This window comes from Arthrobacter sp. TE26545 (genome assembly GCF_056279005.1).
Genome location: NZ_JBWBQM010000001.1, coordinates 4,078,143 through 4,096,124, shown reverse-complemented (window position 1 = coordinate 4,096,124; position 17,982 = coordinate 4,078,143). Strand labels below are relative to the sequence as shown.

The 17,982-nt window shown below is 66.2% G+C and carries 17 protein-coding genes and 1 tRNA gene; 5 read left to right on the top strand and 13 right to left on the bottom strand.

Annotation, left to right across the window (positions count from 1 at the left end):
- Positions 1 to 10: 10 nt before the first annotated feature.
- The 3 genes from ACZ9CK_RS18725 to ACZ9CK_RS18715 are packed head-to-tail and all read right to left on the bottom strand — an operon-like array spanning position 11 to position 3,935.
- Entirely contained in the window at positions 11 to 1,432 is a 1,422-nt protein-coding gene (locus ACZ9CK_RS18725; RefSeq protein WP_476050753.1) for a YlbE family protein, read from the bottom strand.
- Positions 1,429 to 2,958: an acyl-CoA synthetase FdrA gene (fdrA, locus tag ACZ9CK_RS18720; RefSeq protein ID WP_476050752.1), complete on the bottom strand. Its 1,530-nt coding sequence runs from the start codon at positions 2,956 to 2,958 to the stop codon at positions 1,429 to 1,431. The genes ACZ9CK_RS18725 and fdrA overlap by 4 nt, the downstream gene beginning before the upstream one ends.
- A gap of 11 nt (positions 2,959 to 2,969) precedes the next feature.
- Entirely contained in the window at positions 2,970 to 3,935 is a 966-nt protein-coding gene (locus tag ACZ9CK_RS18715) for an oxamate carbamoyltransferase subunit AllH family protein (RefSeq protein ID WP_476050751.1), read from the bottom strand.
- Positions 3,936 to 4,046: 111 nt separating this feature from the next.
- Between ACZ9CK_RS18715 and ACZ9CK_RS18710 the strand changes: the two genes are divergently transcribed.
- Positions 4,047 to 4,976: a carbamate kinase gene (locus ACZ9CK_RS18710; protein WP_476050750.1), complete on the top strand. Its 930-nt coding sequence runs from the start codon at positions 4,047 to 4,049 to the stop codon at positions 4,974 to 4,976.
- A gap of 188 nt (positions 4,977 to 5,164) precedes the next feature.
- Here ACZ9CK_RS18710 and ACZ9CK_RS18705 read toward each other — a convergent pair whose 3' ends face one another.
- A complete protein-coding gene (locus tag ACZ9CK_RS18705) occupies positions 5,165 to 6,568 on the bottom strand; it encodes a flavin monoamine oxidase family protein (protein WP_476050749.1) in 1,404 nt (467 codons plus the stop codon).
- Between the two features lie 148 nt (positions 6,569 to 6,716).
- On the opposite strand from ACZ9CK_RS18705, the gene ACZ9CK_RS18700 reads away from it, so the two are divergent.
- Positions 6,717 to 7,385: a TetR/AcrR family transcriptional regulator gene (locus ACZ9CK_RS18700; protein WP_426301211.1), complete on the top strand. Its 669-nt coding sequence runs from the start codon at positions 6,717 to 6,719 to the stop codon at positions 7,383 to 7,385.
- 121 nt (positions 7,386 to 7,506) lie between these two features.
- On the opposite strand, the gene ACZ9CK_RS18695 is transcribed toward ACZ9CK_RS18700, so the two are convergent.
- From ACZ9CK_RS18695 to ACZ9CK_RS18660, 8 genes are all read right to left on the bottom strand, one after another.
- Entirely contained in the window at positions 7,507 to 8,700 is a 1,194-nt protein-coding gene (locus ACZ9CK_RS18695; protein WP_426301209.1) for an MFS transporter, read from the bottom strand.
- Complete coding sequence (locus ACZ9CK_RS18690; RefSeq protein ID WP_426301207.1) at positions 8,690 to 9,040, bottom strand: hypothetical protein; 351 nt, start codon at positions 9,038 to 9,040, stop codon at positions 8,690 to 8,692. The genes ACZ9CK_RS18695 and ACZ9CK_RS18690 overlap by 11 nt, the downstream gene beginning before the upstream one ends.
- On the bottom strand, positions 9,037 to 9,759 hold the full coding sequence (locus tag ACZ9CK_RS18685) for a cupin domain-containing protein (protein WP_476050748.1): 723 nt from the start codon (positions 9,757 to 9,759) through the stop codon (positions 9,037 to 9,039). The genes ACZ9CK_RS18690 and ACZ9CK_RS18685 overlap by 4 nt, the downstream gene beginning before the upstream one ends.
- Complete coding sequence (locus ACZ9CK_RS18680; RefSeq protein ID WP_476050747.1) at positions 9,756 to 10,913, bottom strand: sedoheptulose 7-phosphate cyclase; 1,158 nt, start codon at positions 10,911 to 10,913, stop codon at positions 9,756 to 9,758. Before ACZ9CK_RS18680 ends, ACZ9CK_RS18685 begins: the two co-directional genes overlap by 4 nt.
- A gap of 1 nt (position 10,914) precedes the next feature.
- On the bottom strand, positions 10,915 to 12,087 hold the full coding sequence (locus ACZ9CK_RS18675; protein ID WP_476050746.1) for an acyltransferase family protein: 1,173 nt from the start codon (positions 12,085 to 12,087) through the stop codon (positions 10,915 to 10,917).
- Positions 12,062 to 13,672 carry an FAD-binding oxidoreductase gene (locus tag ACZ9CK_RS18670; protein ID WP_476050745.1) on the bottom strand — a complete coding sequence of 537 codons (1,611 nt, stop codon included), beginning with the start codon at positions 13,670 to 13,672 and terminating at the stop codon, positions 12,062 to 12,064. The genes ACZ9CK_RS18675 and ACZ9CK_RS18670 overlap by 26 nt, the downstream gene beginning before the upstream one ends.
- Positions 13,669 to 14,535 carry a VOC family protein gene (locus ACZ9CK_RS18665; protein ID WP_476050744.1) on the bottom strand — a complete coding sequence of 289 codons (867 nt, stop codon included), beginning with the start codon at positions 14,533 to 14,535 and terminating at the stop codon, positions 13,669 to 13,671. Before ACZ9CK_RS18665 ends, ACZ9CK_RS18670 begins: the two co-directional genes overlap by 4 nt.
- 122 nt (positions 14,536 to 14,657) lie before the next feature.
- The gene (locus ACZ9CK_RS18660) at positions 14,658 to 15,431 is read right to left on the bottom strand and encodes an SDR family oxidoreductase (RefSeq protein WP_476050743.1); all 774 of its coding nucleotides are present in this window, start codon (positions 15,429 to 15,431) and stop codon (positions 14,658 to 14,660) included.
- A gap of 162 nt (positions 15,432 to 15,593) precedes the next feature.
- Here ACZ9CK_RS18660 and ACZ9CK_RS18655 point away from each other — a divergent pair, with 162 nt between their 5' ends.
- Positions 15,594 to 16,190 carry a TetR/AcrR family transcriptional regulator gene (locus ACZ9CK_RS18655; protein ID WP_426301193.1) on the top strand — a complete coding sequence of 199 codons (597 nt, stop codon included), beginning with the start codon at positions 15,594 to 15,596 and terminating at the stop codon, positions 16,188 to 16,190.
- A gap of 116 nt (positions 16,191 to 16,306) precedes the next feature.
- Here the strand turns inward: ACZ9CK_RS18655 and ACZ9CK_RS18650 are convergent.
- Positions 16,307 to 16,389 (bottom strand) — tRNA-Leu (locus ACZ9CK_RS18650).
- 365 nt (positions 16,390 to 16,754) lie between these two features.
- Between ACZ9CK_RS18650 and ACZ9CK_RS18645 the strand changes: the two genes are divergently transcribed.
- A complete protein-coding gene (locus tag ACZ9CK_RS18645; RefSeq protein WP_426301191.1) occupies positions 16,755 to 17,504 on the top strand; it encodes an FhaA domain-containing protein in 750 nt (249 codons plus the stop codon).
- A complete protein-coding gene (locus ACZ9CK_RS18640) occupies positions 17,501 to 17,980 on the top strand; it encodes an FHA domain-containing protein FhaB/FipA (RefSeq protein WP_426301189.1) in 480 nt (159 codons plus the stop codon). The genes ACZ9CK_RS18645 and ACZ9CK_RS18640 overlap by 4 nt, the downstream gene beginning before the upstream one ends.
- Positions 17,981 to 17,982 lie beyond the last annotated feature (2 nt).

Genomic DNA, 17,982 nt, shown 5'->3' with positions numbered 1-17,982 from the left:
GGGGGCCGGCTCAGGCGAGCTTGTCCGCGAGGGCAAGGATTGCCTTCTCGAAGACATCGACCGGTGGGTGGGTGATGCCGGCGCCGATCATGCCGATGCCGGCATCCTTGTGCGCGATGGCGGTGTTGATGACCGGAAGGATGCCGGTGTCCAGCACCTTGCGGACGTCGATCGCCGTCGGGAGGCCCTGGAAGCCCAGCGACGGAATGGTGATGTTGCGGTTCTCGGTGGTGGTGATTTCGCTCATCGCGTGCGTGAAGGCGACGGCTTCCTCCACCGTGCCGCCAACCAGCGCGACGATCGCCGGGGCCGCGGCCATGGCGAAACCGCCGAAACCGTAGGTCTCGGTGATGGCACTGTCGCCGATGTCCAGGCCTGAATCCTCCGGCTTGTAGCCGGCGAACATCGGTCCGATCACCTTCTGGGCCGGGCCGGTGAGCCAGTGGTTGCCCGGCAGGCCGCTGACGCGGATGCCGAACTCGACGCCGTTGCGCGCCATGGTGGTGACGATCGTGGAGCCTTCGATGCCGTGTGCCGCGTCGAGGGCCGCCTTCGCCGTCGCCATCCAGGTGGGGCCGGAGAAATAGTCCGAGCTGGCGATGAAGTCGAAGACTTCCTTCTTCTGCTCGGTGCTGAAGCCGGTCTGCAGCAGCCCGGGCGCCAGGGCCTGGAAGAGCAGGACGGTGCCGGCGACGTTGCGGTTGTGCGCCTCGTCGCCCATATGGAGGGCCTGGGCGAGCATCAGGCGCAAGTCGATGGCGCCACCGATTTCCATGGCTTCCTTGAGCATGGGGCCCAGGACGTCCCGCATCCAGACAAGGCGGTCGATGACGCTCTGGTCATTGGCGCCCATGCGCAGGATCTTGGCCATCTGCTCGGACAGGTTGGTGTAGGCGTAGTTGCCGTGGGTCTCGTTGCGGACCACGTGCATGTACATCGACGCCGAGGTGACCCCGGCCATGGAGCCCACGCAGTCGTGCTCGTGGCAGGGCGAGAAGGTGATCTTGCCCGAGGCAGCCACTTCCTCGGCTTCGACGAGGTCGGCGGCGAGGCCCTCGAAGACCAGTGCGCCGGTGACTGCACCCTTCATCGGCCCGGACATCCGCTCCCAGGTGATGGGCGGGCCGGCGTGCAGGATGGTGGTGGGGGTCATGCCGGGGACGACGTCGATGGCCCTGCCGAAGCCCACCAGCATCGGCTTGGCGTTCATGATGCGGTCTGCCGCCTCGGCGTTCGCGGCGGCGATCTTCTCCGCGATCTCCTGGTTCTCGAGCTTGTCCAGGGCGGCGATGACCTCTGGCTTGCCCCCACCGGGAGGCGCCCAGTCCAGGGTGCGGACCTTCGCGCCCTGTGCCGCGATGTCCTCTTCGAACATCGCGAGGCCGACGTTGACGACGTTCAACTCACTGTCGAATAGTTTCGACATGCTCATGCCTTGATTCCTTCCCGGACGATTGCGCGGGCGAACTCGCCCGTTTCGGTGCTGCTGCTGGTGATGGTGACGCCGGCCGCCTCGAGTGCCGCGGTCTGGGCGGCAAGGCCCGGCGTATCAAGGTCAGTCCCGAGGACGTACGCCACGATCTCAAGGTGGCGGCCGGCGTCGGCGGCAACCTTCTTGGCTTCGGTGATCGCCGGCAGGGTGACGCCCACCGGGTCTTCGTGGGCGCCGAAGCCCAGTACGAAGTCCATGACGATGGCGGCCACGGACGGGTCCTTGGCCTCCTCGACCAGGCGCGCCAGGCGGTTGGAGGGGTCGATCATCGGGTGCGGGCGGCCGTTGGTGAACTCGTCGTCACCGAAGTCCAGGAAGGTGTGGCCACGGCTCGGGTCCGCCGCGCCGAGCACGAATTCCGGGTTCTTCTGGATGTTGCTCCAGACCTCCTCGCCGTCGTTGAGCAGCGCGTACATCGACTCGTCGCAGAGGGTGCCGCCGCAGAACAGGCCGCGGATATTCGTCTGCTCCGGGGTGAGCCGGGCGCGCACGGAATCGATGCGCGTGGCGTCGGCGGCCGGGGCCTGGACCGAAGGGGAGCCGGTGAGGCGCACGGCCGCCAGGGCGGCGTCGAGGCTGCTTGCGGCGAAGGTGCCGCCCGCAGCGGTGACGGCTTCTTCGGAGCCGCCGATGAAGTACACCACCACGGGCTTGCCGGCGCCGGCGATTTCGGCGAGGACCTTCTTCTCCACCTCGGGTGCCGGGGGCTTGGACACGAGGACGATCGCTTCGGTCTTCGGGTCCGCCGCCAGGGCGCGGATGCCGTCGATCATCATGACGCCGCCCACCTCGGCGCTGAGGTCGCGGCCGCCGGTGCCGATCAGCTGGGAGACGCCGCCGCCCAGCGCGTGGATCCGGACGCTGACTTCCTGCGAGCCGGTGCCTGAGGCGGCCACGATGCCCACCGTGCCGGGCCGGACGGCGTTGCCGAAGCACAGGGCCACGTTGTTGATGATGGCCGTTCCGCAGTCCGGGCCCATCATGAGCAGGCCCTTCCCGTGGGCGAGGGCCTTGAGGGCGATCTCTTCCTCCACGGGGACGTTGTCGCTAAACATCATCACGTTCAGGCCGTTTTCCAGTGCCTTCCTGGCCTCGCGTCCGGCGTAGGCGCCGTTGACTGCGATGATCGCAAGGTTTGCGCCCGGGTCCGCCTGCGCCGCGGCCGCGATGGTGCGGTAGGAGATTCGCGCGCCGCCGCCGCCGGGCGCCTTGCGGGTGAGCAGTTCCTCGATCTGCGGAATGATCTCCCCCGCCTCGGCACCCGCGGAGGGGACCACCACGATCATCAGGTCGCCGTTGCCGGCCTCCGCCAGTTCCGGGGTGAGCAGGCCGAGGTTCTGCAGCACCCCCTTGTTCATCTCGGTTCCCATCGCGACGAACGCCTGCTCGACGCCGTCGAGCCCGTTCGCCTTCGTCGATATCGACATCAGCGACACCGAGTCGAAGTAGCTGTTTTTCTTGATCACCGCTGTGACACTCACATGGACCCTCTCAGTTCTTTTTCGAGTCGAAGTCCGGCCAGGAGGCCGGACAGTATGTCCGTCCCGGAGGTGTGGCCGATGCCGAGGGCACGGTCCACCGGGGCACGAAGGTGCCGGGCCAGCCCGGCGGGGTCTTCCGCCCTGTGGCGGAAAAGCTTGCTGAGCAGTTCGAGCAGGCTCTCGCGGGCGCGCCCGTCCACTGCCTCCCGCAGCGTCGTCCAGCTGAGCAGGGTGGTGCGGTCCGGATGCTGCCCGACGACGGCGGACAGCGCCCCGCGTGCCGCACCGAGCCGGCTTCCGGGTTGGGCAGCGAGCAGCGCGAGGCCGCAGAGGAAGTCGTCGCCCGCCGGGGTGAGTCCGGAACCCAGTCCGAGCAGCTGCAGTGCCGCCTCCCCGATGGCCATGCTGTCGCCGGCGCGGACCGCCGTTTCGAGGGCTTCACGGCCCGCCCGCAATCCGTGCGCGATTCCGGCGTCGAAGGCGTTGGCCGGGGCTTTGGCGTTGGCCTCGGCGGCACCCTCCACGGGGGGCGCCTCCAAAATGCCGCCGCGGACACCGTGGGTCTCGAGCAGGCCGCCGAGCGCCGCGGCACCCGTGCCGAGCTCCGCCGTCGTGATGTCCGCCAAGGGAATGCGTTTCGCGAACCATTCCCGGGCGCCGGGGAGCAGCACCACGGAGTCCGCGGAGTCGAAGGAGATTGCGCGCGTGCTGAAGTCCGCCGGATCGCCGGCCTGGATGCCTGCGCCGCTCCAGTCACGCACTTCGGCGCGGATGGTCCAGGGTGCGTCGTCGAGCTGGCGGGCGGCGAGGGTGACCAGCTGGCCCCACGGCGCGACGATGTTGATCGCCCGGTCGAAGACCGAGTGCACCTTCCCGGTACCGGGGGCGTCCCGGAGGGCGGTGACCAGGGCGGAATCGATGGAAGCTGCTGGTATACAGTTCGATCGGATTGAAGCTGCCATAAGGCTCCTAAGGCCATTGCTGCCCAGACGATCTTCGGTCATCTCGGCTTTGTTCCTCCAGATGGTATACCATCTGCGGTATTCTAGAGCCAGTCCCAGAGGAGGATTCAAATGCGACTAGTAGTTGCACTGGGCGGAAACGCCCTCGCGAAGCGCGGCGAGCCAATGACGGCCGACCGCCTGCGGGCAAATGTCAAAGAAAGCTGCCAGGCGCTTGCCAAGCTGGCACGCGAACACGAAATGGTGATCACGCACGGCAACGGACCCCAGGTGGGCCTCCTTGCCCTGCAGAACCTGGCCTACCAGGATGTGGCGGCGTACCCGCTGGACATCCTGGGTGCCGAAACCCAGGGCATGATCGGCTACGTCATCCAGCAGGAGCTCTCCAACGCCCTCGCCGGGGAACGCGAAGTGGCCGCCATCGTCACCACTACCGTGGTGGATGAGAACGACCCCGCCTTCCACCGCCCCACGAAGCTCATCGGCCCCACGTACTCCGCGCAGGATGCGGCCGAGGCCGCGTCCGAGTACCGGTGGACCATCGCGAAGGACGGCAATGCCTTCCGCCGCGTGGTTCCCTCCCCGGAGCCCATCAGCATCGTCCAGACCCCGCTCGTCCGCACCCTCCTGGACAACGGCACGCTGGTGGTCTGCGTCGGCGGCGGCGGTGTTCCGGTCAAGCTCGACGGCAAGGGCCGCCAGATCGGCATGCAGGCCGTCGTCGACAAGGACGCAGCAAGCGCAACGCTCGCGGCCGAACTTGAGGCGGACACGCTGATCATGCTCACGGACGGCGACTTCGTCAGCGAGAACTGGGGCACCCCGGAACAGCGGGACATCCTCACGGCGTCCCCGGAGGCCATCTCCGAACTGGCATTCGCCGAAGGCTCGATGAAGCCGAAGGTGGACGCGGCAATCCGCGTCGCGAAGGCCGGGGGCCGCGTGCTTATCGGCCCGCTGGACCGGCTGGACGATTTGCTGGCCCGCAAGGTCGGCACGGAAATCCGCCCGGACGTCCCGGAAGGGATCGTCTTCGTCTGAGCCTCCGGCTCTCCGACTCAGGCACTCCCGCACTCCCGCACTCCCGCACTCCCGCACTCCGCAACAAAAAGCGTCCCGGCCCCTCGGAAATCCAAGGGGCCGGGACGCTTTGTCGTTCCCCGGGGCAGTGGCTGTCAGCCGACCGGTGGCTGTTAGCCGACCAGTGGCTGTCAGCCGACCGGTGGCTGTTAGCCGACCGGCTGCGCTGCGCGGTCGTTCGCGGCGATGATGCGTGCCGCCGTCTTCTTGCCCATGCGTACGGCGCCGTCCACGTGCTGGTAGCCCTCGGCCGCCAAGTCGGAGGAGGACCAGTAGATCGGGCCCACGGCGGCGTGCTGGTCCTTGCCGTAGCGCGAGAGGCCGCCGAGATCGTAGCTGGCCGCGTAGGCGCCGCGGGTCCATTCCTCGGAGCCCCAGTCGGAGAGGTAGAAGACGGAGGGGTTCCTGGCCTCTTCGCCCAGGTACTCGGCGATGGAGTCCAGGATGGCCGCCTTGCGGTCCTCTTCGCTCAGTTCGAACATGGCGTCCGCCTTTTCGTCGGAGACGAAGCCCACCAGGGTGCCACGGGCGTCGCCGTGGTTGGTGTTGTCGTAGACCTCCTGGACGATCGATCCGGCGCCGAAGCAGGTGCCGGAAAGGCCCTTGTCGCGCCAGAACGGGGTCTCGTAGACGGCGTGCACCTTGATGACAAGGCCCAGGGACTGGTGCTGGTGCATCTGGTGCTGGCGGCGCGGCAGCGGCGGATTGTAGGAAACCCGGCTGTAGAGATTTGGCGGGACCGCCATGATCACGAAGCGGGCGTTGACGGTGGCGCGGTCGGATTCAACCGAAACGCGGTAGCCGGCAGATTCGTCGCCGGGGGCAACTGCTTCCCAGTTGATGGTGCGCACCGGGGAGTCGAGGACGACGTCGTCGCTCAGCTCCGCGGCGATCCGCAGGGAGACCTGCTGCATGCCGCCGATGACGCGCTTGTCCAGGATGAAGTCCTCATCGGTGAGGTTGCTGAAGGAGCCCGCGGAAGCGGCCATCAGCACTGCCTGCAGGGCGGAGAAAGCGTGCGCTGGCTTGGTCAGCATGCCCCCGGCGATGAACAGGCCGATGTTGTTGCAGGCTTCTTCGTCCGGGGAGTTCTGGCGCAGCCAGTGGTGGAAGGAGATGGTGTCCAGTTCGCGGGCCTTGGGGTGGGCCCAGGGTTCCTCCGCACCGATCTCGGCGGCCAGGCCGTCCAGGATGGCAGTGAGCTTGTCCATCTCGACGGCGGTGCTCTCGCTGACCGGGAAGGAAGCGCCGGTGTAGCGGGTGTGCCTGCCGTCTGCGCCGATGTAGACGGACTCGCCTTCGCGGTAGCGGGAGTACATTTCCAGGCCGAGTTCCTCAAGGGTTTCCATGAGGACGGTCTGGTCCGGGGAAACCCACTGGCCGCCGATTTCGAGCATGGCGCCGTCGATGGTGTCCGTCCAGGTGCGTCCGCCCACCCGGTCGCGGGCTTCGAGTACTGCGACAGTGAGGCCAGCCTTCTTCAGTTCGCGCGCAGCGGTCAGGCCGGACGGACCAGCGCCAACGATGACGACGTCGCGGTCAAGCTTCAACATGATGTCCTTTCCTGGCCGTGCTCCGTTGGCCGGCCCGTAAAGCTATAAATGAATGCCGTTCATTTATCCCTACTGTACCCGTGACTTAGGTAACTGTGAAGCCCCCGGTGGAATAATGCTGGAAACACCGCTTCCAGAAAGGTCACCCATGCCCGAGCCCTCCCCTTCCCCGGCCGAAACAAAGCCGCGCCGGAGGGCCGGCCGGCCTGTGGGATCCGTCCTGGACCAGGCCGGCATCACGGCGGCCGCGTTGGCACTGGTCAGCAAGAAAGGCTACGACGGCCTCACCATGGCGGCGCTGGCGAAGTCGCTGGGCGTGGCCCCCTCGGCTCTCTACAACCACGTGGGGTCGAAGGACGATGTGCTCAAGCTCGTTGAAGAAGACCTGATGTCCAAGGTGGACTCGAGCGTCTTCGGCACCCTGCCCTGGGAGGACGCCGTCCGGGAATGGGCCTACTCCTACCGGGACATCTTCTCCGCGCACACACCGCTTATTTCGGTCATCGCGGTCTTGCCGGTGACCGACGCCCCGCAGACCCTCGCCATGTACGAAGCCGTCACGGAAGGCTTCCTGCGTGCGGGCTTCCCCGAGGACCGGATCATCCCCTGCATCGTGGCACTGGAGGCCTACATCTTCGGGGCTGCCTTCGATGCGACAGCACCGGCGGACATCTTCGACTCCGGAAAGCTCGCCGAATCCACGCCGCACTTCACGGCAGCCGTGCGCAGCCTCGGTCCGGTGAACTACCCTTCGGACCTCGCCTTCCGCATGGGCCTGGACGCACTCGTTGCGGGCTTCGGGGCGCTGCGCACCTGAAGAGCGATGCTGAACAGCACCGCGGCCCAGCTACGTCGCGGTGCTGTTCAAACAAAATCGGGACAAACAAAAACACCCCGGTCCGAAGACCGGGGCCCTGGTCGTGATTTTCGCTCGCGACTCAGTTGGCATATTGTCCAGAAGCCGTACCCAACTCTGCTTCGTCGGAATCCTGTGTGCCCGGTACTATCTGCTTTCTTGCGAAGGTCCGAGCGGTAGCGAGCCCGACCGCGCTGAGCACAAGCAGCGCTGAGCCTAGGAGGCTCGGAGCGTTTGTCGAGAACCCAGTGACTGTGGCGCCGCTGACGGCGCCGACGGCGATGCCGGTGTTGAAGGCGACGACGGCGGCGCCGGATACGAGTGCTCGGTGTTGCGGTGCTTGCTCGAGCATTTCGGTTTGGATGAGCGTCGGGAGGAACCCGAAGCAGGCTCCCGCCGTGACCGCTGCAATGATCGTGGTTGCTGGTCCGGGCACGGTGGCCATGGCTGCGAGAACGAGGCTTTCGATCGCGATAACGGCTACCGCCCGGCCCAGTCGGTTTTGTCTGGCGATAGGTCCGGAGAACGCGGTTGCAGCGATGACCGCGGCACCGTAGAGGCTGAGAACCAATGCGGCCGGGAGACCCTGTGCCTCGACGGCAGCTGCGAGGAAGGTGTAGTAGGCGAAGTGACCGGCTAGCGCCAATGCGAAAAGCGCGGCAAGCCACACGATCCCGGCCGGTGATCTCTCCGCGGGTTTCTCCGTTATCCCACCTTCCTGTGGCACGGGGTGCGGAGCGAAGGAGACGGCGGCGGCGACCCCAAGGGATGCGAGTGCGAGGGGTAGGCGCCAGTCAAGGGCGGCCAGAGCTTCCGCCGCCGGTACGCCGAGCGCCAGGGCCAGGCCGTTGCCGAGGAGGACTCGTGCGACGGCTTGCGCGGTGTTCCGGGGCGCTGCTGCTGCGGCGAGGGCGAGTACGAGCGGGAAGAACGCGGCGTGGGCTGCCCCGTTCAGAGCCCGGAAGGCGAGGTAACCGGTGAGGCCGGGCGCCGCTGCGGCAGCCAGGCCAAGGACCGTGAAACTGAGCCCGGCAATGATAGTTGCGTTGCGCAGGTCGAACCGCTGGGCGAAGCCGGCCAGCGGCAGCGCGAGGAAGGCCGTGCTGAGGGCGTAGATACTGGAGCCGGCAGCTGCGGAGCCGATATCGGTGTGCAAGGCGGCAGCGATGTGGGCCAGCGCGCCCGCGGGGGCCATTTCGACGGTGACGGCGAAGAACAGGGCCAGAGGCAGGGCCGCTGCGCTGAGCGGCCCTGCCCCGAGGGTGTTAGATGGCACGTTCGGCCTCTGGCAGTTCGGGAACACGGGCCGGCAGAAGCTTGGTGACTTGTTCGGGGTAGGCACGGATGTTCAGGATCTGGGTGGCGGTTAGTGCGGTCAGGGTTCCTGCTTCCCCGGCCGGTGCCAGCAGCATGTTTCCGGCAGTGAGGTTCTGGCCTTGGTAGCTGGCGGCGCCGGTGAGGATGATGACTGCTTCGTGGACTCCTTGGTTCCCCAGGCCGAGATCCTGGCCGGGGGTCAGGGCCCAGTGTTCGACGGATTCGGTTTCGCTGTGCAGCATGCCGCGTCGGATCAGGCAGCTCCAGTAGTCGTCCGGGTCGATGATGCTGATGATCATGGCTGGGAGATCTTCAGCTCGACGGTGAACAGTTCGCCGTCCGACTGCGGAGTGAGGGTGGCCGTGGTTCCTGCCGGGACGAGGAAGGAGGCGGGCGCTTCGATGCGGGCGGAGGAACCGGGGAAGGAAAGCTCGGCGGTGCCCTGATTGAGGAATCCCGCGATTTCGGTACTTTCGTGCCCGAGCGTGATGGTCTCACCGGATGTGGTGGTGTGGCGTTCGACGGTGGTCAGCGGGCCGTCGAAAGTTCCTTGGGTGTCGACCCTGGGGGTGGTGTTGAGGTCGAAGATCTGTGCTGGCATGGGTGCGGTCTCCGTGTGGCTGGTGCCGGTCAGGGCGTTCTGGGTGCGGAGTGTGAGGGTTTCGATGACCCACCAGTTCAAGGTGGTGTCGCCGCTGTTACGTAGCCCGTGGACGTTCCCGGGTGTGGTGAGTGCAAGGGTTCCGCGCCGGACGGGGTGCGGGGTTCCGTTGAGGAAGAACTCCCCCGTGCCGTCGAGGATGAGGTAGATCTCTTCGGTGCGGGTGTGGCGGTGTTCGCCGCTGACTGCACCTGGCGGCAGGCTCGCCCATTCGACGGCTTCGGTCGGGGAGGCGAGTTCGCGGCGGGTGTAGAAGGCTTTCCAGCCGGTTTTTCCTTCGGCGCCGTGCACTCCGAGTACGGTTGCGTGTCCGGCGGGGGTGCGTGGGCGGGGCGGGGCCTGGGTCAGGAGGCTCATGCGGCGGCACCTTCAAGCTGCCCGCTGCCTTCGAGCCCTGCGGTCGAGGTCAGGATGTCCAGGGCTGCGGTGATGTCCGCCGGTCCCAGGTCGTTGACGAACACGGCCGAGCCGATCCCGACCGGCAGGGGCAGCCGCTGCAGTCCGTTGCGGTGGCGGGTGGTGTCGGCGAGGCCTTCGAGGAGGTTGTCCACTGTCATGGCCGGGTGCGTGACAGGGAGCCCGAGTTTGCCCATGACGGTGAAGATCCGCCGGGCCTGTTCGGCGGAGACGAGGGCGCGGTGGACGCTGATCGCGGTGGTGAGTGCCATGTCGAGGCAGACGGCTTCTCCGTGCAGAAGTTCGGGCAGGGCTTTCATTTCCACGGTCGGGGAGAAGCTGTGGCCGTAGTCGACGAGGCGTTCGAGGGTTTGTTCCCAGAGGTTGGGCTCGAGTTCTTCGAGCATCCCGGCGATGGCCCGGTCAATGATGGCCTGTTCGGCGTCGTTGTGGTCCTGGAAGCGGCCTTCGAGGGCGGCGGCGCCGTGCTCTTCGAGGAGGGTGAAGAGTTCACGGTCTTTGATGAGCGCGATCTTGAGGATTTCGGCGAGCCCGTTGGAGACGTGACGGGTGTCGAGGCTGGCCAGGAACGAGGTGTCCAGGAGGCTGCGCGAGGCGGCGAAGTAGGTGCCGATTTTGTTCTTTCCGGCTTGGAAGTTCACCCCGGTCTTCACTCCGACGCTGGCGTCAACGATGCCGATGAGGGTGGTGGGTACCCGGACGAAGGGGGTGTTGCGGCGGTAGATGCTGCAGGCGAAGCCGACGATGTCGGTCAGGACCCCGCCGCCGATCGCGATGACGGGTTCGCGGCGGCGGTCCAGTTTGAACGATTCGATGGCTTCCAGGACGGTTTCGACAGCGGTCCAGCGCTTGCTGCTCTCCCCGTGCGGCAGGACAATGATCCGGTGCTCGGTCAGGTTGGCCGCGGCGTAGGCGCGGATCTTGTCGCCGTAGAGAGCGTCCACGGTGGTGTCCGTGACGATGAGGCGGCGGGAGCCGTACTCGCCGTCGATGAGGGCTGGGTTGGCGGGGTTCAGGATGTCGAAGCTGGTTTCGACGCGGTACTGGACATCCTGCTGCGCGGAGACGGTCCAGGAGCGGTTGGTCGTGGTCATGTCAGGCCTCTCGTGTGGTGATGGGACGTCGGGTGGTGAATGGGTTCAGGGATCGCAGGGCGTTGTTGGCAGGCACTTCGACCGCCCGCCAGAGCAACCAGGCGCCGGCCAGGCTGGCGGCAAAGGCCGCCAAGCCAACCCCAACGGCGGCGGTGGCCGGCAGAGCGCCGGGGCCGATCAGGCTGCGGGTGGCGCCCAGGATGATGTCGTGGACCATGTAGAACGCGAAGGACAGCTCGCCCAGCCGTACCGCGAGCGGTGAGCTCAATGCCTTCGGCGGGGCCGGGTCCTGGGCGGCGGCGATGACCAGCACGGTCACCGGCAGGACATAGGCGGCGTCCATCTGCCATGGCAGCGGAAGGAACAGGCTCAGCGCATATCCGGCCGCGGCGAAGACTGCCGCTGCGCCGAGCCCGATCCGGGGAAGCAGCCCCTCGGTGACGGCGCGGGCGGCGAGCATGCCCACGACGAATTCGAGGAACCGGACCGGCGGCAGAGCGTACACCGCCCAGATCTGCGGGATCGAGGCCCCATAGAGGGGTGACTGGGCGTGGTTGGGGCCGAAAACGGCCCCTTCGGGCAGCAGCCCGGCAAGCACCGGAGCGGTGGTGATCAGCACGACCAGGAGGGCCGCGGCGGGCAGGAGGTTCCGTTGGGGTATCCGCCGGACCCAAGGCAGCACGAAGGGGAAGGCAAGGTAGAAGAACAGCTCGGCCGAGAGCGACCAGCTGGGGTGGTTGATGCTGAAGAACGCCGTGTCGGCCGGCACCCAGGCGTGCAGCAGGAAGAAGTTAGCCGCAGCCTCACCCACCGTGGCCGCACCGAGCCCGGCGATGCCAAGCGCAATGACGAAGGTGACGACGTGGTTCGGCAGGATCTTGGCAAGTCGGCGCCAGATGAACCGGGACGGGGTGTCGCCGTCCCTGGCCGACCAGGTGAGGACGAAGCCGGAGAGGACGAAGAAGAAGGTCACACCGAACCAGCCGCCGTTTTTCAGCAGGAACCGCAGCGGTTCCACGGCGGGGGCGTCGCCGGCGAAGAAGCGGTTGAGGCTCAGGTGGAAGGCGAAGACCAGCAGTGCGGCGTGGAAGCGGAGCCCAGTCAGGGCATTGAGCCGGGACGCTCCCGGGGAGACCGGGGTGGTGGTTTCAGGCAAGAGGGATGCTTTGGGCATGGGAGAACACTCCCTTCGGGTCATAGGTGCTTCGGGCCCGTTTCAGGCGCGGCAGGTTGGATTTGTAGTAGAGCTCGAAGGAACTCTGCCCGGAGGTATTCCAGGCCTGGTCGTTGAGGTCGACGTCGGCGTAGTTGATAAACGCGCCGTCGGCGTCCGCATTCGGCAGCGGGACCCCGCCGGTGGAGGCGAACATGTTCTTGTAGGTGGTGCGTGTCCAGGCCACGTTCGCGTTGTCGTCTTCGGGGTTATCCCAGATGGAGACGACCTGGAACTTGATGATGGAGTCGCGCTGCGGCACGGCGGTCGCCGCAGGTGCGGTGTCGTTTACGGCCCCGCCGTAGGAGGCGATCATCAGTAGTGCGGTCGGGTTGGAAATTGACGGGTCGTTCAGGCCCCGGTAGGCGGCGGCGATGGCTTCGGGCGTGTAGCTGCGGCGCAGGTACGCGGACTTTCCTTTGAAGCGGCGGGTGGAATCCGGGCCGGTGAAGCCGCTCCACTGGGTGGCCTGCAGCCAGGGAACCAGCCTGTGCTGAAGGACCTTCGGTGCGGGGATGCCGTCGGCGACGGCGGCCAGGTAGCGTTCCAGGATGCCGGTGGCGTCAGGGGTTCCGGCGTCGATGATCGTGTCCATGGTGATCGAACCGTTGGACCGGTGCCAGGTTTTCAGCTGAGCGAACAGTGTCGCTTCCGAGGTCCCTGGGGCTGAGTGGGTTTCGTGCCAGCGGCCATGGTTGCTCAGCAGGCGGGTAAACGCGGCCTCGTCAATGCCGGCCCAGTCCCAGGCGACCGTGCTGAGCCAAACATGCCGGGGCGGGGCGGGCAGTGCTTTCTCGGGCTGGTCGCCGCTGGCCGACGGTGAGCGCAGCCAGTACCGGGTGGCGATACCGAAGTTGCCCCCGCCGCCGCCGGTGTAGGACCACCAGAGGTCATGGTGCGGATCCCGGGGATCGCGTGTTCCTCGGCTGATGGCCACGGTCCCGTCCGCGCGGACGTGGAGGACAGCTTCAACGGCCAGGAGGTGATCGACGACGAGGCCGTCGCGCCGGTTCATGCTGCCGTAGCCGCCGCCGGCGATGTGCCCGCCCGCGGCCACGGTCGGGCAGTTCCCCGCTGGCGCATAGACACCCCACTGTTTGTAGAGCAGTTGGTACACCAGGCCCAGCTGGGCGCCCGCCCCGACTTCGAAGGCCTTCATCTCCGGATCCCACCGGACCTGGTCCATAGCAGAGGTGTCGATGATGGCCTGGTTGTCGCCGTTGGCGACGAAGTTCTCGTAGCAATGCCCGCCGCTGCGGGCCGAGGGACGAAGCCCGAGAGCCAGGACCGTGCGCAGTTCTTCGGCGGTCTCGGCCGCGGTCCGCGGAAAAGCGATCCGTTGAGCAGTGCCCTTCCAGCGCAGGTTGGTGCCTTGCAGCAGGTCCTCGTACTGCTCTGAGCCGGGAGTGATGACCCGATACGGTGTAGGGGCCGCCGTCGTTTTTGATGCTGCCTGCGCGGCAGGTGCCTGGTTCAGGGCGAACACGCCGGCGAGGGCGCCGCCCGCGCCAAGGAACGCCCTCCGGGACGCGGTAGTGGCGCTCATACGAACACCCCAGCAGCGATCGGGCTCCGGCGAACGTCAGCTGCTGCCTCGTAGGGCAGTTGACCGTCCGGCATGTTGATCAGTTCCAGCTGCAGACCAAAGGGCGAGTCGAGGTAGACCCAACGGTCTCCGGCGATCGGGCCGTCCGTGATCGTTTCTGCATCCCCTCGCGGCACATACCCGCCGACAGGGTGCAACGCTTCGACCGAAGCATCGACGTCATCAGCGTGGAAGGCCACATGATGGCCGCCAAGGTCACTGTTCGCCGGGCGCGGCGAGGGTGAATGAGCATGAAGAACCGCTAGCTGGGCCCCATAATCCGAGGTCAGCAGGACCCCGGAGGCGCCGAACGCAGCCACGGCTCCTGCCTGGCGAAGGCCGAAAGTGCTTTCAAGTCCGGAGACCGCGCCCTGATAGTCGTAGCGGTTCAGGCACACCGCACCAACAAGCTGCTCGGCCTGCCCGCCACCGGGAGTGCTGTGCTGGATGGCAAGGTGGATGCCCGAGGGCAGGATTACTTCGTACCCGGGCACAGGGTCCTCGACCGGGCGGACGACGGCGTTCTCTGTGAAGAGCCGGGAGACAATCCTTTCGAGCCTCGGAGTTCGCAGCAGCAGGAAAAACGTTCCTGCTTCACCGGCCGTTGCCGTCCACGATCGCTGCTCGGCGCCGGCGTACTCGAAGAGCTCAAGGTTGGTTCCCAGGGCGTTCATCGCGGCAACCTGCAAGGTGCAAGATCCGCGGGAACCCAGCTTGTGCGCCATCCAGCCAGGTTCCGGGTCCTGGATGGGTCCTTCGATGTAGCAGAGGCCGGCGCCGAGGGCGTTCCTCAGGTCATGGATCGCTTCCTCAAGCGATCGCACGGTCAGACCAAAATGGTCAATGCCGCGTACTCGGGCACGGTTCATCATTCCCCCTAATGTGTGAAGCGATCGACGCCGGCGAAGACCGGACGTCTGGAGATGCGGTACGAGTGGTCGGTGGACTAGAGGTTGGTGCCGCCGGTGGCGTCGATGGTCTGACCCGTGACCCAGCGGCCGCCCTCGGAGGCCAGGAACGCGACGATGCTCGCGATGTCATCCGGCTGTCCGACCCGGCCCAGCGCCGTGCTGGCCGCGACACCCTCGATAGCCTCCTCATTACCGCGCAGCCATGACGCGTTGATATCGGTGTCCACCACGCCTGGGGCAACAGCATTGACCGTGATACCCCGCCGCCCGAGGTGCTTGGCCAAGGTGAGGGTGAAGGCGTCGATGGCGCCCTTGGTCAGGGCGTAACCGATGATTTCCGGGAACGCGATCCGGGTCACGCCCGAAGAGATGTTTACGATCCGGCCGCCGTCGGAAAGACGGGGCAGGGCTTCCTTGACGATGAAGTACGGCGCGTTGACGTTCACGGCCTGCTGGGTGAGGAAATCCTCCCGGCTGAAGTCCTCGATGGCACCGCGCAGAGTGACGCCGGCGTTATTGACCAGCACCTGCACCGGCTGGCCGATCACCCCTGCACTGGCAGCGGCCTTGTCGAACGAGGCCCAGAAATCCTCCGCCGCGGTATCGGCAGCGAGGTCGGCACGGAAGGAAAACGCCGCGCCGCCGGCAGTTTTGATTGCCGCGACTGTCGCGGCGGCCGCGTCCTCGTCACGGCCATAATGCACCGCGACGGTGAACCCGTCCGCAGCGAGGCGGAACGAAATAGCGGCACCGATTCCGCGGCTTCCACCCGTAACAACAGCAATCTGATCTTTGGTTGATTCGCTCATGGGTGAGATACTTACATACGTGTAGCGATCACTACAAGAAAGAAACTGCGGTCCTGTTTCGCCGCTTCACACAGCGTCAACAACCGCATCCAGGAGAGAGACTGGTAGACCGATCAGACGAAACAGGGGGCGTCTAAGTACTGAGGAAACGGAAGGACAACGGTGTCAGGAAAAGCAGGACAAGGCCGGAAATTCGACGTCGGGCAGGCCCTGGAAGCGGCAACCCTCGTGTTCTGGGACCACGGTTACGAAGGCACATCCCTGGCAGAACTCACCCAGGCCATGGGCATCAACCCGCCCAGCCTCTACAAGGCCTTCGGGTCCAAAGAAGAACTCTTCTTCTCCGTCGTCGACCACTACAACGCCACCCACGGCAACTTCATGGCCATAGCCTTCGCGGAGGAAACCACCGGATTGGCCCTCATGCGACGCCTACTCCTCGAAGCCGCAGACCACTACGCCTCCACGACCTATCCCGGTGGATGCCTGGTCATCAGTGCCGCCGTAACAGTCACCGCCACCAACCGTCACGTCGCCGACCGCCTCGCCAAAATGCGCAACGACAACATCACCGCCATGGCCAAGGCACTCACACGCGACCGCGACGCCGGCCTCATCCCGCCGGACACGGACACCAAGGCCATGGCTGCCTTCGTCGGGGCAACGCTCCAAGGCATGAGCCAACAAGCCCGCGACGGCGCCACCCAGGACGACCTCAAGCGCATCGCCCGCTACGCCATCGCAGCCATCGGCGCGTAAAGGGATCCGGCCGGGGGTTCGTGTCCAGAGAAGGTTCCCCCGCAACACCCACCCGCGCCGGCCAACCCGGTTAAAACAAAACACCCCGGTCCGAAGACCGGGGTGTTTTCGATGCGTGCGCGAGGGGGGATTTGAACCCCCACGCCCTTTCGGACACTGGCACCTGAAGCCAGCGCGTCTGCCGTTCCGCCACTCGCGCGCAACTTCTCCTGCACGGACACAGTCCGCGGGTTTCCCCGCTTCCTGCCCTGCAAAAGCAGCGAGATCAAGCATAACGGACATTGGAGGAAAAACACCAATCGGACCGCAGCAGAGCCTCCAGGCCCCGGAATCACGCGGTTTTAGGGGCCCGCGCCACAGGCTTCCCGGGCCTCCGCGATGAACTTTTCCGCGGGCCGGACCGTTGCGGATTAAGGCCATTCACAGCCATGCCCAGTAGTATCGGGAAAGAAGTGGCCCGGAAAAGGCCATGCCGTCACGGACTCCACGAGTCCATGCCTGATGCGGGGGACGAAGCCCCCGCACAGTTAGTTGCCGGGTCAATGCAACGGAAGGAGGAGGACCATGGGATTGCTCGACAAGGTTGAGCGCGGCATCGAAAAAGCCGTCCGCGGCGTCTTCTCCACCGGATCCCGTGCCAGGGTGGAACCCGTGGAAATTGCCAGCAAGCTCCGCCGCGAACTGGACAACAAGTCCCTCACCATCGCGGCCGGACGGACCCTGGCTCCGAACGTCTTCGACGTCCTCCTCAGCGTGCAGGACTTCACCCGCGCCCAGGAATGGGGAACGCCGCTGGCAGAGGAACTCTGCGACGTCGTGATCCAGCATGTGCGAAGCCAGGGATACACGCTGCAGGGCCCCGTGCGGATCTCTTTCCGCCAGGACGAAGCCCAGCGCGAAGGCCATTTCGAAATCACCTCCCGCACGGAAAAGTCCGGTGGCGCTCCCGCGCCCCGCAGCAACGTTCCGGCCGCACCCGCGCGGGAACCGTCCAGGCTCCAGCCCGTCCTGGATATCGGCGGCCAGCGCTACTCGCTCAACGCGCCCTCCGTGATCCTGGGCCGTTCTTCGGAGGCCGACATCCTCGTGGAGGACACCGGCGTGTCGCGCAAGCACCTGGAAATCCGCAGCGAGGGCGGATTTGTCCGCGCCGTGGACCTGGGTTCCACCAACGGAAGCTACGTCAACGGGCACAAACTGGATGGCAGCACGGAACTTGTCGACGGTTCCACGATCACGATGGGACGTACCAAGATCATCTTCAGGCTTCTGACCGTGCCGCCCAACAGCTCCGACCCCGGGGGCCGCGCGTGAGCGAACTGACCATCACGGCCCTGCGTTTCGGCTTCCTGTTGCTCCTGTGGGTATTAGTCTTCAGCATCGTGTCCGCCATGCGCCGGGACCTCATGATCGGACGCAAGGCAGCCACCGGCGCCCCCACCGCACGGGAAGTACGCAAGCATCCCGAACTGGCGCCGCCCGCGCCAGTGGCAAAGCAGCAGGCCCGGCATCTCGTCGTCGTCGAGGGTCCGCTCAAGGGCACCACCCTGCCGCTGGCAGCGAGCCCCATCCTGCTCGGCCGCGCCCAGGAAGCCACTTTGGTCCTCGAAGACGACTACGCCTCGGGACGGCATGCGCGCCTGTTCCCGCAGGGCAGCCGCTGGTTCATCGAAGATCTCGGCTCCACCAACGGCACATACCTGGCCGACCAGCAACTGACCCGGGCCCTGCCGGTGGAGCTTGGCGTCCCCGTGAGGATCGGCAAGACGGTCATTGAATTGAGGCCATAGCC